At 61.0% G+C, this 13,279-nt stretch carries 15 protein-coding genes; 7 read left to right on the forward strand and 8 right to left on the reverse strand.

Annotated features, from left to right (window positions below; translation table 11 throughout):
- Position 1: 1 nt before the first annotated feature.
- Positions 2–883 (reverse strand): LysR family transcriptional regulator, encoded by an 882-nt coding sequence (locus FHT92_RS28100; RefSeq protein ID WP_183831364.1) that lies wholly within the window; start codon positions 881–883, stop codon positions 2–4.
- A gap of 99 nt (positions 884–982) precedes the next feature.
- On the opposite strand from FHT92_RS28100, the gene FHT92_RS28105 reads away from it, so the two are divergent.
- From FHT92_RS28105 to ppk2, 5 genes are all read left to right on the forward strand, one after another.
- Positions 983–1,762, forward strand: coding sequence for an SDR family oxidoreductase (locus FHT92_RS28105; protein ID WP_183741870.1), 780 nt, complete (start codon positions 983–985; stop codon positions 1,760–1,762).
- 11 nt (positions 1,763–1,773) lie between these two features.
- Entirely contained in the window at positions 1,774–2,478 is a 705-nt protein-coding gene (locus FHT92_RS28110) for a ribonuclease activity regulator RraA (protein WP_183831366.1), read from the forward strand.
- A complete protein-coding gene (locus tag FHT92_RS28115) occupies positions 2,475–3,401 on the forward strand; it encodes a dihydrodipicolinate synthase family protein (protein ID WP_183831368.1) in 927 nt (308 codons plus the stop codon). Before FHT92_RS28110 ends, FHT92_RS28115 begins: the two co-directional genes overlap by 4 nt.
- A 362-nt stretch (positions 3,402–3,763) precedes the next feature.
- Entirely contained in the window at positions 3,764–5,086 is a 1,323-nt protein-coding gene (murA, locus tag FHT92_RS28120; RefSeq protein WP_183831370.1) for a UDP-N-acetylglucosamine 1-carboxyvinyltransferase, read from the forward strand.
- Between the two features lie 124 nt (positions 5,087–5,210).
- Positions 5,211–6,119 carry a polyphosphate kinase 2 gene (gene ppk2 / locus FHT92_RS28125; RefSeq protein ID WP_183831372.1) on the forward strand — a complete coding sequence of 303 codons (909 nt, stop codon included), beginning with the start codon at positions 5,211–5,213 and terminating at the stop codon, positions 6,117–6,119.
- A gap of 63 nt (positions 6,120–6,182) precedes the next feature.
- On the opposite strand, the gene FHT92_RS28130 is transcribed toward ppk2, so the two are convergent.
- The 4 genes from FHT92_RS28130 to FHT92_RS28145 all read right to left on the reverse strand — a co-directional run bounded on the left by FHT92_RS28130 (position 6,183) and on the right by FHT92_RS28145 (position 10,264).
- Positions 6,183–7,025 carry an ABC transporter permease gene (locus FHT92_RS28130; RefSeq protein ID WP_183741652.1) on the reverse strand — a complete coding sequence of 281 codons (843 nt, stop codon included), beginning with the start codon at positions 7,023–7,025 and terminating at the stop codon, positions 6,183–6,185.
- Positions 7,026–7,028: 3 nt separating this feature from the next.
- Positions 7,029–7,913 (reverse strand): ABC transporter permease, encoded by an 885-nt coding sequence (locus FHT92_RS28135; protein ID WP_183831374.1) that lies wholly within the window; start codon positions 7,911–7,913, stop codon positions 7,029–7,031.
- Positions 7,910–9,016: an ABC transporter ATP-binding protein gene (locus FHT92_RS28140; protein WP_183741648.1), complete on the reverse strand. Its 1,107-nt coding sequence runs from the start codon at positions 9,014–9,016 to the stop codon at positions 7,910–7,912. The genes FHT92_RS28135 and FHT92_RS28140 overlap by 4 nt, the downstream gene beginning before the upstream one ends.
- Before the next feature lie 72 nt (positions 9,017–9,088).
- On the reverse strand, positions 9,089–10,264 hold the full coding sequence (locus FHT92_RS28145; protein WP_183741646.1) for an extracellular solute-binding protein: 1,176 nt from the start codon (positions 10,262–10,264) through the stop codon (positions 9,089–9,091).
- Between the two features lie 238 nt (positions 10,265–10,502).
- On the opposite strand from FHT92_RS28145, the gene FHT92_RS28150 reads away from it, so the two are divergent.
- Both FHT92_RS28150 and uxuA read left to right on the forward strand, forming a co-directional pair.
- Positions 10,503–11,225: a GntR family transcriptional regulator gene (locus tag FHT92_RS28150; protein WP_183831376.1), complete on the forward strand. Its 723-nt coding sequence runs from the start codon at positions 10,503–10,505 to the stop codon at positions 11,223–11,225.
- A 25-nt stretch (positions 11,226–11,250) separates the two neighbouring features.
- Positions 11,251–12,438, forward strand: a complete 1,188-nt coding sequence (uxuA, locus tag FHT92_RS28155; protein WP_183831378.1) for a mannonate dehydratase — start codon at positions 11,251–11,253, stop codon at positions 12,436–12,438.
- Between the two features lie 2 nt (positions 12,439–12,440).
- Here the strand turns inward: uxuA and FHT92_RS29705 are convergent, their stop codons facing one another.
- From FHT92_RS29705 to FHT92_RS28170, 3 genes are all read right to left on the reverse strand, one after another.
- Positions 12,441–12,563 (reverse strand): hypothetical protein, encoded by a 123-nt coding sequence (locus tag FHT92_RS29705; RefSeq protein WP_281412830.1) that lies wholly within the window; start codon positions 12,561–12,563, stop codon positions 12,441–12,443.
- Between the two features lie 61 nt (positions 12,564–12,624).
- Entirely contained in the window at positions 12,625–12,831 is a 207-nt protein-coding gene (locus tag FHT92_RS28165; protein ID WP_183741640.1) for a hypothetical protein, read from the reverse strand.
- A gap of 38 nt (positions 12,832–12,869) precedes the next feature.
- Positions 12,870–13,238 (reverse strand): response regulator transcription factor, encoded by a 369-nt coding sequence (locus tag FHT92_RS28170; protein ID WP_183741638.1) that lies wholly within the window; start codon positions 13,236–13,238, stop codon positions 12,870–12,872.
- Positions 13,239–13,279: the final 41 nt, after the last annotated feature.

Below are 13,279 nucleotides of genomic sequence, written 5' to 3' on the forward strand. Positions count from 1 at the left end.
GTCAGGACCGGTTGCCTGCCTGCGAGCGTTTCAGCGCGTCAAGGACGATGCCGGTCAGCCGGCGCGACGGCGAACTGCGGGGCCAGAGAATGCCGACCTCGCGGGGCGGGAAGGGGAGCGGCAGTTCCAGGACAGCGACATTGAGGCCTTCCGGCCAGGGTCTTGCCCAGTCCGGCACAAGCGAGACGCCGAGCCCGTTGGCGACCATGACGGAGATTGCTTCCAGAGCGTCGAGTTCCAGACGCTCGGTGGGCTTCAGGCCCTGTTTCTGAAGATACTCATCGGCAAGGCGGCCGCCCCAGTTGTTCCGGTCGTAGCGGATGAAGGGGCGGGTCTTCAGGAGATCGTGCGGGTCCGCGTCACTGCAATCGCCGGGCGCGATGAGGACAAGACGCTCGGTTCGCAGAAGCTCCCATTCCAATGTCTTTGGTATCGGAAATGGCGGCTTTACGATGATCGCCGCGTCAATGTCCCTGTCCATCAGCCGCTGATAAAGATCGGTGGAGGCGCCGGGCAGCAGGAACACTTCCACAAGCGGCATGCTGGCAAAGACCTCGTGCAGTGCGGCTGGCAACAGCCCGGTCAATGCCGTGGTGATCGCTCCGAGGCGCAGTTCGCCGGAGGGAAGGCCGGCATTGGCGAGGCTGCGCAGATCGCGGACCTCTGCCAGTATCCTGCGGCTCTTTTCGATGATGGCATGGCCCGTATCGGTGGGTCGAACGCGACGCCCGACGCGGGTTAAGAGCGGCACACCGACATCATCTTCCAGTGCCTGCATGCGTTGGGCGACCGCGGCTGGCGTAATGCCGAGGCGCCGGGAGGCTTCAGCCAGCGACCCAAGCTCGGTAACCAGCAGGAAAGTATCGAGAAAACGCGTTTCCATAAGAATAGAATTCTTATCTTCTGAAAGCATAAAAAGCGAGATTTTTCTTCTTTCCGTGATCGCCATAATGCGTGCGAAACCGGAGTATCTGCTTTGGATATGCAATTGGACGGAAAGACCGCATTGGTATTCGGCGCGGGTGGTGGACTGGGTGGCGCTATTGCCCGCTCGCTGGCTTCGGAGGGCGTTCGCGTCGCCGCTGCGGATATCGATGACGTTGCGGCTGCAAAGACGGCGGATGGCATCGTTTCCGCGGGAGGGCAAGCGATCTCCATCGGCTGGGATATTGCCGATCTCTCCGTCATCGACGCAAGGCTCGCTGCGATCGCGAAAGCCTTCGGACCTGTCGATATTCTCGTCAACAATACGGGTGGCCCGCCGCCAACGCCGGCGTCCGGCCAGACGGCGGAAACCTGGTCGAAATATTTCGACATGATGGTTCGCTCGGTGATTTCGGTGACGGATGCCGTGTTACCCGGCATGAAAAAGCGCGGCTGGGGTCGGGTCATCACCTCCACGTCGTCAGGCGTCGTGGCGCCGATTCCCAATCTAGGCATCTCCAACAGCCTGCGCCTGGCGCTTGTCGGCTGGTCGAAGACGCTCGCGCGCGAAATCGGCCGCGACGGGATCACGGCCAATATCGTTCTGCCGGGCCGTATTGCGACCGGTCGGATCACTTTCCTCGATGAGCAGAAGGCCAAGCGCGAAAACCGGCCGGTGGAAGAGGTAACGGCGGAAAGCACCGCTTCCATTCCTGTCGGGCGTTACGGGCGGCCGCAGGAATATGGCGATACCGTAGCTTTTCTGGCGAGCCAGCGTGCATCCTACATCACTGGCTCAGTCATCCGCATCGACGGTGGCCTCATCCAGAGCATATGAAGGTACGATCCATGTCTCTCAATCCGTCAATCATCGAAACCCTGAAAGGCGTCTCCACGGCGACGCTGACTACCGTGCTTCTGAAGAAGGGGCTCAGGAACGTCTGGATGCGTGGTAGCAGGCCGCTAAAGGCCGGCCAGGAGCGGGTTGTCGGCCCGGCCTTCACGCTGCGTTTCGTGCCGGCGCGCGAGGACCTGGCGACGCCCGAAAGCTGGGCTTCGCCGATCTCCACGCGAGCGGCGATCGAGGATATGCCGGAAGGGTGTATCGCCGTGGTCGATGCCATGGGCGTGCAGGATGCCGGCATCTTCGGCGATATCCTTTGTGCCCGGATGATGAAACGCAAGGTCGCGGCCTTGGTCAGCGATGGTGTGGTGCGCGATCTCGAGGGCGTGCTCGCAAGCGGGCTGCCTATATGGTGCTACGGCATGGCGGCGCCGCCTTCCGTTGCCGGGCTGACTTTCGTCGGCTGGCAGCAGCCGATCGCCTGCGGCGGCGTTGCGGTTTTCCCCGGCGACATCGTTGTTGCCGACAAGGATGGCGCCGTGCTCATCCCGGCCGCTCTCTTGGATACCGTGCTTGCCGAAGCACCGGAACAGGAACGCGTGGAAGGTTGGATCATGGGTGAAATCGACCGGGGCGTACCGCTGCCCGGTCTCTATCCCATGAATGCTGAAACGAAGGCACGCTATCAGGCGTGGAAGGATGCACAATGAGCTTCGGGACTGACGCTAAGGGCGTCTACGCTATCGCAACCACGCCATTCCTGCCTGATGGTAGTCTCGATACGCCGTCGATCGACCGGCTGACCGAGTTTTATCAGGACAGCGGCGTTACAGGCATGACAATCCTCGGCATCATGGGCGAGGCACCGAAACTGGAGCCTGCGGAATCGCGAGCTATCATCCGCCAGGTCGTCGGCCGTTCAAGGGTGCCGGTCGTTGTCGGTGTCTCCGCACCCGGCTTTGCAGCCATGCGTTCGCTCGCCCGTGATGCGATGGACATGGGGGCTGCCGGCGTGATGATCGCTCCGACGCCGCTGCTTCGCACCGATGAGCAGATCGTCCAGTATTTCGCACAGGCTGTCGACGCTGTTGGGGCCGACGTTCCCTGGGTGCTGCAGGATTATCCGCTGACGCTGACAGTCGTGATGTCCTCGGGCGTGATTGCCAAGATCATTTCCGATCATCCCTCCTGCCTCATGCTCAAGCATGAGGACTGGCCGGGATTGGAGAAGATCTCGAAGCTGCGGGCAATGCAAAAGGCGGGCGATCTCCGCCCCTTCTCGATCCTCTGCGGCAATGGCGGAATGTTCCTCGATTTCGAGCCGGAGCGTGGTGCTGACGGCGCTATGACCGGCTACGGTTTCCCGGACATGCTGGTCGAACTGATCAATCTGTTTGCCGCGGGAAAACGCGACGAGGCGCATGATCTCTTCGATGCCCATCTGCCGCTGATCCGCTACGAGCAGCAGCTGGGTGTCGGCCTTGCCGTCCGCAAGCATGTCCTCATGCGCCGGGGAGTCATTACTTCGGATGCGCAGCGCAAGCCTGGAAGCGCGCTCAGCGCCACAGCGCGGGCTGAGGTCGATTATCTCCTGCGCCGTCTTGCGCGGCTTGATCCGCGCGCAGTTTTCTGAGGGAGCTGGCACGCCGCGACATAGAAGGGTTCCCTGTCAGAATGCCGGTCCAGCTTCTATCCGCATACAGTGGCAACGATGTTGCCGGCGGCCTGAAGTTCGGTCCGCCTGGCCGCGGCAATCGCCTATGAGGGAAAGTGCCGTTCAGGACGACGTTCAGCCCCTTCAGCAGCGATTCTCCCGCCGATTGACTCTTCTGCGAACTGCGACCGGCAGCGCCGCCTAACGGGCTTTGTTCTGTGGACTTGCATCTGGCAGTTCAGACAGGGCAACGTTAAAAACAGTCGCACTCCTCAATGGGTGACACCTCGATGTCACAATGACAACGCAGATATCCTCCCAAGAAATCGAATCGAACAAGGATGACCAGAGTGGCACAGGCACAGCCGCATGAGCGGATTCAATACATTGTTGAAGGCGGCCATCGTCTTGCCGGCGAGATCCAACCGAGCGGCAACAAGAACGCTGCCCTGCCGATCATCGCCGCCTCGCTGCTGACCGATAAACTCGTGCATTTGACAAATGTGCCGCGCATCCGCGATGTCGAAGCACTGGTCGAGCTGATCCAATCTGTCGGCGCCAAGGCACGCTGGCTCGGCCGCAACGAACTTCAGATCGAAGCAAGCGACCTGAAGCCGGCCGATCTCGATCCCGGCCTCTGCGCACGTATTCGCGCGTCCATCCTGCTTGCCGGCCCGATGCTGGCGCGCTGTGGTGAAATCACCTTGCCGCCGCCGGGCGGTGATGTCATCGGCCGCCGCCGCGTCGATACTCACTTCCTTGCATTGGAGCAGCTTGGCGCCGAGATCAGTGTCAACGGCTCCTACAGCTTTCGCGCAAAGTATTTGCGTGGTGCGGACGTGTTCCTCGACGAACCCTCGGTCACGGCGACTGAAAACGCGCTCTGTGCGGCTGTCGCTGCCGAAGGCAAGACGATCCTGCGCAACTGCGCATCCGAACCGCATGTTCAGGATCTCGCGCATTTCCTCATCGCGATGGGCGCGAAAATCGAGGGTATCGGAACCAATACGATGACCATCCACGGCGGCCAGCCATTTGGCAGCACGTCGCACCGTGTCGGGCCTGACCACAACGAGGTCGGTTCGTTGATCGGCCTGGCTGCCGTCACCGGTTCCGAGATCGTTATCCGCCGAGCGGGCGTGGAGCATCTGCGTTCGACACTGATGACCTTCGAGCGTCTCGGCATCCGCTGCCGTATCGAAGGCGATGATGTCGTGGTGCCGGCAGGGCAGGAGATGAAGATCCAGCCGGATTTCGGCGGGCATATTCCAAAGATCGAGGATCAGCCCTGGCCCGCATTCCCCGCTGATACGATGTCGATTGCCATCGTCACCGCCTCGCAATGCGACGGCGTGGTGCTGATGTTCGAGAAGATGTTCGAAAGCCGAATGTTCTTCGTCGACAAGCTGATCGCGATGGGCGCCCGCATCGTGCTCTGCGACCCGCATCGTGCGATCGTCGCCGGTCCTTCCAAGCTTCGCGCCGCGCAGGTGGAGAGCCCCGATATCCGAGCCGGCATGGCGATGCTGATCGCCGCGATGTGCGCTGAGGGTACTAGCGTCATCAACAATGCCCAGCAGATTGAACGCGGCTATGAGCGGATCGAAGAACGCCTGAATGCACTCGGCGCGCGCATCACCCGCGTGCCGCCGCGCGAGGCTTAAGCCGTTCTATCGGCTTCAGACGCTGTGATTTGCGTTTTGCCAAAGCAAATTTTCGATCGTCGCAACTCTGTCATATAGCTATGGCGAGAACGTGCTTTATCGAGCAGATTGAAGGGAGCGTGCCATGATCGAAAACACTCAGCTCGACCGTATCAAGAACGAGATTGCCGACAGCTTCGATGAGGAGCTGGAAATGCAGATGGAGGAGGACCGACTCGATGAGCTTGTTGCCGAAGGGATGTCCGGCCCGGCGGAACAGACGCTCGACCGCAAGCTCTATTTCCGCGAACTCTTCCGCCTGCAGCATGAGCTCGTCCGCCTTCAGGACTGGGTTCAATACAAGAAGCTCAAGGTCGTCGTGCTTTTCGAGGGCCGCGACTCCGCCGGCAAGGGCGGTGCGATCAAGCGCGTGACTCAACGTCTCAATCCGCGCGTCTGCCGCGTCGTGGCGCTTCCGGCACCAACCGAACGCGAGCGGAATCAGTGGTATTTCCAACGCTATACGCCGCACCTGCCGTCGGCAGGCGAAATGGTGCTCTTCGACCGCAGCTGGTACAATCGTGCAGGTGTCGAGCGCGTCATGGGCTTCTGCACAAAGGACGAACTTGAAGAGTTCTTTCGCTCCGTGCCGGAATTCGAGCGCATGCTGGTCCGCTCCGGCATCATTCTCATCAAGTACTGGTTCTCGATTACCGACGAGGAGCAGGAATTCCGCTTCAACATGCGCATTCACGATCCCCTGAAGCAGTGGAAGCTGTCGCCGATGGACCTGCAGAGCCGTGTCCACTGGGAAGAGTATACCAAGGCCAAGGAAGAGATGCTGGACCGCACTCATATTCCGGAAGCTCCGTGGTGGGTCGTCCAGGCCGTGGACAAGAAGCGGGCACGCCTCAACTGCATCGCACATCTCCTGACCCAGGTTCCTTATGAGGACGTTCCGAAGGAAGCAATCGTGCTGCCCGAGCGCGTGCGTCACGACGATTATCACCGCGTCGCGGTTCCGCCGGAAATGCATGTTCCTGAAGTTTATTGATTAAGGATGCTGCTGCCGGGTTCCGGCAGCAGCATCCGCAAGGGGCCTTCCCGTTGGAGGGCCTCAATGCGCCGATTGCTGTTTGGCGCGAGCGACGATCTGTGTCGGATTGACGAATTGCAGCGCAATGACGAGCCAGAAGAGTGTCGTCACCATATAGACCACTGCCATCGCGTCGATCGACTGGCCGGCGCGCACGCCTGAAGCAAAGACAGCATAATAGAGTGAAACGACGAGCGTCTGAGTCTGCGGTCCCGCGATCAGGAAAGTCAGCTCGAACATGGCGAGCGTGCGCACCAGGACGAGGAGAAGTGCTGCCAGCATGCCGGGCAGCAGGAGCGGCAGCAGAATGCGGATAAAGAGGCTGGTGGTGCCGGCGCCGAAGACACGGGCGGCTGCTTCGATACGCGGGTCGATCTGCTCGATGAAGGGGATCATGACCAGCACGACGAAGGGGAAGGACGGCACGAGGTTGATCAGCACCACGCCCCAGAAGGTACCGCCGAGGCCGAGCTGGTACAGCACGGTCGCCAGCGGAATGCCATAGGTGAGCGGCGGGATCAGCAACGGCAGCAGGAAGAGCAGGATGATGGCGCGCTTACCGGGAAAGTCGCGCCGCGCGAGTGCGTAGGCGGTCATCACGCCGAGGATGCCTGAAATGATGACGACGACGAAGACCATCTCGAAAGTGACGATTAGAACGTTGGAGAGCTGAAACTCACTCCAGGCGCTGAAATACCAGCGGTCGGTCCAGCCGCGCGGCAGCCAAGTGCCGAGCCAGCGCGTCGCAAAGGAATTGAGGATGACGGCTGCGATGACCGCCAGCAGATTGAGGACGAAAAGGGTGGCAAGCGCCCAGACGGCGATGCGCCAGATCTTCGAGGTAAGGCCCTGGTCACGGATCATGGCTCAACCTTTCGTGCCGCCGGCCGGGCCGCGGTAGAAGAAGGAACGTGCGCCAAGAACGGCGACGACGACAATGAGTTCGACCATGCCCATGATCAGGGCGATCGCTGTGCCGTAGGAATGGTCGTATTGCTCGAAGGCGGCCTGATAGGCGGCAATTGAGATAACGCGCGTCGGACCGGCCGGCGCGCCGAGCAGGACGGCTGAGGGGAAGACTGCAAAAGCCTGGACGAAGGACAAGCAAAAGGTCACGGCAAGGCCGGGTACCAGGAGCGGCAGGAACACGCGTATGAAGCGCTGCCGCGGATTGGCGCCGAGGGTTGCTGCGGCCTGTTCGATCGCCGGGTCGATGCCAGTAATGTAGGAGAGCGTCAGCAGGAAGGCGAAGGGGAAGCCGGTGATCAGCAGCGAGGCGAAAACGCCCCAGTAGTTGTTGGTGAGCTTGATCGGCGATTCCAGAATTCCGAAAAGGATGAGCGTCTGATTGAACCAGCCGCGCGGGCCGAGATAGGTCAAAAGGCCATCGGCGACGAAGACCGTGCCGAGAGTGATCGGCAGCACGAGGATCGTCGTCAGCAGCCGCTGGCGGCGCATCAGGCGGACACGGAAGGCGACGGGGATTGCGAAGGCAAGGTTGACGATCGTCACCGGCAAGGCAAGCCACATCGTGTTGGCGATGGTGCCATATTGGAACTGATCGGAGAAGAACTTCGCGTAGTTCTCGTACCAGACGCCGCCATCCTTCGGCATCAGCGAATCCGCAACGCCGTAGACGAAGGGGTAGATGAAGAGGGCGATCATGAAGATCAGCCCAGGCAACACAAGCAATGTTGTGCCATCAAGGCCTTGAGCGGCAAGCCGGGTTTTCAGTGAGGGACCGCCGTTCATGCGGGCACCCCTTTGAAGACAAGCGAGCGGCCTGCGACCGGCTGCAGAGTGGTGGCAGAGCCGCGTGGCAGCGCATCATCGGAGCGGAAATATAGCTCCGATCCCTCCGCTGAGCGGGCCATGCCGAAGAAGGCACGGCCGCGATATTCGGTGCTCGCGACAATGACGGGAATGCCGCTACCGTCGGTGGCAACCAGATCTTCCGGGCGCACGGAAAGCATTGCGGCATCGCCGACCCTCAATGTATCGCGCATGGTGCCGGTCAGCCGCGCGCCAGCGGCTTCGATTTCTGCTTCGTCGCCGGAAACGGAGACGACGCGGCCGGGAATGCGGGTGCGGAAGCCCATGAAATCAGCGACGTTGAGGTTGACCGGGCGCTGGTAGAGATCCTGAGGTGTGCCGATCTGCTGGATATGGCCCTGGCTCATGACAACGATGCGGTCGGCAAGCGACAGAGCTTCGTCCTGGTCGTGGGTGACGTAGATGGTCGTCGAGCCGATCTGGTCATGGATGCCGCGGATTTCGGCGCGCATTTCCAGGCGCAGCTTGGCGTCGAGGTTGGAGAGCGGCTCGTCCATCAGGACAATCGGCGGGCGGATGACAATGGCGCGGGCAATGGCCACTCGCTGCTGCTGGCCGCCTGAGAGCTGGCCGGGCAGTTTGTCTGCCTGGCTTTCGAGGCGCACGAGCGCCAGTGCATCGATGACGCGCTTGTCGGCCTCTGCACCACGAATGCCCTGCATCGCAAGGCCGAAGCCGACATTCTTGCGCACGCTCATGTGTGGGAAGAGGGCATAGCTCTGGAAGACCATGCCGAAGCCGCGCTTTTCCGGCTCCAATTGGTCGATGCGATTGCCGCCGAGGCGGATTTCGCCGCCGGACAGGCCAAGCAGGCCGGCGATGCAGTTCAGCGCCGTGGACTTGCCGCAGCCGGAAGGGCCGAGAAGTGCGATGAATTCGCCAGGTTCAACGGTGAGATCGATCCCATCGAGGGCATTATAAGCGCCGAAGGACCGCTTGATGCCATCAAGCTCAAGGCGCGCACTTTTCCGCGATGACGCTGCTGCTGCGTTTTGAACCGGCAAAGTCAATGCAATCTCCATTTATCGGCAATCATGGCCGTTAGAAATCCGGCGCCGAGATACCCGGCGCCGGTTCAATTCGATCACCAACAATCAACCCTTCTTGGCGCCGATCTTCTCGTCCCATATGCGGAAGGCCTGGACGAGTTGCTTGGGCTCGAGCGGCACTTCCAACGGGTTGCCGGCGATCCAGTCGGCATATTCCGGCCGGCCGAATTCCTTGATGGTTTCCTGGCTTTCTGCAGGCGCCATCTCGAGAGCGACGTCCTTTACCGCCGGACCTGGGTAGAAGTAGCCGGCATCATAGGCGATTGCTTGCTGCTGCGGCTGATAGATGAAGTTCAGCACGTCCAGCAGAACGCCGACCTTCTCATCGGAGACGCCCTTTGGGATCGCCGCATAATGCGCATCGGTGACCCAGTGGAAGCCTTCGAGCTTGCCGACCTTGGCTTCCTCAGGAACGATGCCGAGGGCACGAGGGTTGATGTCCCAACCGGTCGTCGTGGCGACGATGTCGCGCGTACCTTCGCCGAGTTCCTTGAAGACCACGGCGGTGCCGGTCGGGTAGTATTCGATGTTTTCGCCGAGCGCGGCCAGATATTCCCAGGTCTTGGACCAGCCGTTGACCGGGTCGCGCGGATTGCTGTCGCCGAGCAGGTAGGGCAGGCCCATCAGCAGCGTGCGGCCCGGGCCTGAGTTTGCAGGGCGGGCATAGAGGAACTTGTTCTTGTTCTGCTTCGTCCAGTCGAGCAGTTCCTGCGCCGACTTCGGCGGGGTCGCTACCTTGTCCGGCATATATTCAATCAGCGGGCCGGACGGGTAATAGGTGATGACGACACCCTGGTCCTTGGCAAGTGCCTGCATCTTGAATGCCTGTGGCTGCAGGATGCTTTCAAGATTTGGAAGGGCGGACTTCTTGCTGGACAGGTCGACCCAGAGACCCTGGTCGACACCGGCCGAAAGCGCGTCGGTGCCGGTCAGCACGAGATCGATATCGACCTTGCCGGCAGCCTGCTGGGCCTGGATCTTGGCCGGCAGTTCCGGAGCAGGCGCCTTGGTGAAGGAAAAGCTGGCGACGAATTCGGGCTTTGCCTTGGCGTAGTTCTCGAACATGCCTTGCGTCAGCGCCAAGTTGCCGGCGACATCGACGATGGTGATGGTTACCGGGCTTGCCGGCGCTTTTGCCTGAGCGAAAGCGCGAAGCGGCAGCATTCCGGCCGCGGCGACGCCGGCAGCTCCGCCGACGAAGGTTCTGCGTGTGATCTTCATTCCGTCCTCCTCCTCCTTTGCGCGGTGCCGGCCTTTGCCCCGAGCGCCGCTCGTTTGCATCGCGATGCACGTCTCATGCCTCGATGCCCCGGTTTTCCGGCGCATCCGAATGCTCGCAGCTCGAAGCGTTCCTCCGGGTGCAGCGCCATGCCGGCGTTCTCCTCCGCGGCATGGCTTGGCAACAGAATTCAATTGATATACTAGTATGCACGAAAGTGTCAACGTCTTGAGATCATGCATGCGGCAGGCCTCCGACTCTGAAATCCTTGCCTTTCCGGCGCCGCGCGATGCCGGCGGAAAGATCCGCCGCGTGACGACGGCGGCGGCGATCCACGAGCGGCTACATGCCGATATTGTGTCGCTGAAAATCCCGCCGGGCACGGCGTTGCAGGAAAAGCGGATCGCCGAGGATTTCGGTGTGAGCCGCACGCCGGTGCGTGAGGCGTTGTTGAGGCTCTCCGAAGGTGGGCTCGTCGACATCTATCCGCAGTCCGGCACGGTGGTTTCGCGCGTGCCCGTTTCGGCCATCCCGGAAGCAGTCGTTGTGCGCAAGGCGCTCGAGGGAACGACGGTCGAGACGGCCGCCAAAATTGCAACGGAGGGCGATATAACGCGGCTCGATGCGATCATCGCCCGGCAGAAGACGCACGCAGCCCTCGGCAATGCCTCGGGCTTTCATGAAGAGGATGAAGCCTTTCACGAGGCGATCGCGCAGATTGCCGGTTATCCCGGTATCTGGACCATTCTCAAGGCCGTGAAGGTTCAGATCGACCGGGCGCGGCGCCTGACGCTGCCGGTACTCGGGCGCATGGACAATGTCGTGCGCGAACACATGGTGATCCGCGACGCCATCGCGGCGCACGATATCGCCGCAGCGCGCGAAGCCATGGTTCATCACTTAAGCGCCGTCATACCCGACGTGGCGGAGCTGCGCTCGCAGTTTCCGGACTACTTCTGCTAAGAAAACGAGAGAGGAGACAGACGAAATGCGGCAAGGTTGGAGATGGTTCGGGCCGGAGGCACCTGTCACGCTGGACGAGGTGCGCCAGACAGGTGCAACGAACATTGTTTCGTCGCTGCATCAGGTGCCGATCGGCCGCGCCTGGACCAAGGCGGAAGTACGAGAGCGTCAGTCGCTGATCGAAACCACGCCGGCAGGCCGTTCGCAACTGACCTGGAGCGTCGTCGAAAGCATCCCGATCCCTGATGCCGTTAAGCGCAAGGGCGGGGAAGCGAAAGCCGAAATCGAGGCCTGGATTGCCAGCCTCGAAGCTGTCGCCGCCTGTGGCATTCCGATCGTTTGCTATAATTTCATGCCCGTCGTCGACTGGACCCGCACCGATCTCGACTATGTAACGCCGACCGGCGCCACGGCAATGCGTTTCGATCATGAGCGTTTTGCCGCCTTCGAATTGTTCGTTCTGCAGCGGCCGAGCGCTGCAGCCGAATATTCCGACGAGGATAGGGCACGGGCGAAAGTCGTCTATGAAAGCATGACGGAAGCGGAAATCGCCGAGCTTACTCGCATTATCACTTCGGCTCTACCAGGCTCCACGACCGAGCCGCTGACCATTCCGGCATTCCGCGAAAAGCTCATCGCCTATGAAGGCATCGATGCGAAGAAGCTTCGCCAGCATCTCGTCGAATTCCTCGAAGCCGTCGTGCCTGTCGCGGAAGCGCGTGGCGTAAAGCTGACGTTGCATCCGGACGATCCGCCGCGCTCGCTTTTCGGCCTGCCGCGCATCGCATCGACGGCTGAAGATTATGCAGCGCTGTTCGATGCCGTGCCGGCGGCCGCAAACGGCATGTGCTATTGCACCGGCAGCCTCGGCGTACGCGCCGACAACGATCTGCCGGCGATTGCGCGGCGTTTCGCCTCGCGCATCTACTTCGCGCACCTCCGCGCCACGACCCGCGAAGGCGACGGACGTACCTTCCATGAAAGCGCACATCTCGAAGGTGACGTGAACATGGTTGCCGTGCTGAAGGAATTGGTTGCCGAAGACCGCCGCCGCAGCGCCGACCAGTCGATCGTCTTCCGCTCGGATCATGGCCACCGCATGCTCGACGACCTGCAGAAGAATGTCACGCCCGGCTATCCCGCAATCGGGCGCCTTCGCGGCCTTGCCGAGCTGCGCGGCATTCTGCACGCGCTCGACGCGCCGCCGGCCTGATTTCAGATCCGGCTTGCCGTCGAAAGCTGCCGCAGCGCTTCGACGGCCCGTCCGGCATCGACGGCAGGTACGAAAATCTTGTCAGCGGCCTGCGAGGGACGTTTGCCGTATTTTCTGAGAGCCATGGATCGGCAAATGCGCTGACCGGCGGGGAGGGAACCCGGTTAGCGCCAGAAGAGGGGGCGATCAGAAATGGTTCCGGCCGATTTCGTCCGGGCGGCGTGGCGCAGCAACGCGGACCGGCTGGTATTCGTAGATCGGATTCTCCGGTCCCAGGCGCAGAAGCGCGCAGTGAAACTTGTAATTCGCCCCGGCCACGATGTTGGAGAAGATCACGTCCATCAGTATGTTCTTCCCGACGCTGATAAAAATTGGGCGCTTGAGCTTTATCATAGCGCTCACCTCGCTTTCTCAGCCGACACGATTAAGCCTTATGGCTTTAGAGCCAATTCCAGATAGTTGATGAGGGAATCGAATTCGACCGGCTTGCCCAGAAAGGCCAGCGCACCGCCTTCAATGGCGGCCATGCGGGTCCTCTCGTCACGATAGGAGGTCATGAAGATCATCGGCGGCTTTTCAGGTTCGCGGTTGAGGATCTCCTGCAGTTCGATGCCGCTAAGTCCAGGCATCTTAACATCGACCAGCATGCAGTCGATTGCCGCCCTGTCGTCAAAGGCGAGAAACTCTTCCGCAGAGGCAAAAAGCTTGCTCTGGTAGCCGCAGGACTGGATCAGATCGTCAAGCGCCTCCCGGATGGCCTGGTCATCGTCGACGACCGCGATTGTGGATATATGTGACACGAGATTGGTAGCCTTGCTTATTCTTGCATTTCGTTGACTTA

The sequence above is a fragment of the Rhizobium sp. BK377 genome, from assembly GCF_014193935.1.
In the GTDB taxonomy this organism is placed as follows: Bacteria; Pseudomonadota; Alphaproteobacteria; order Rhizobiales; family Rhizobiaceae; genus Rhizobium.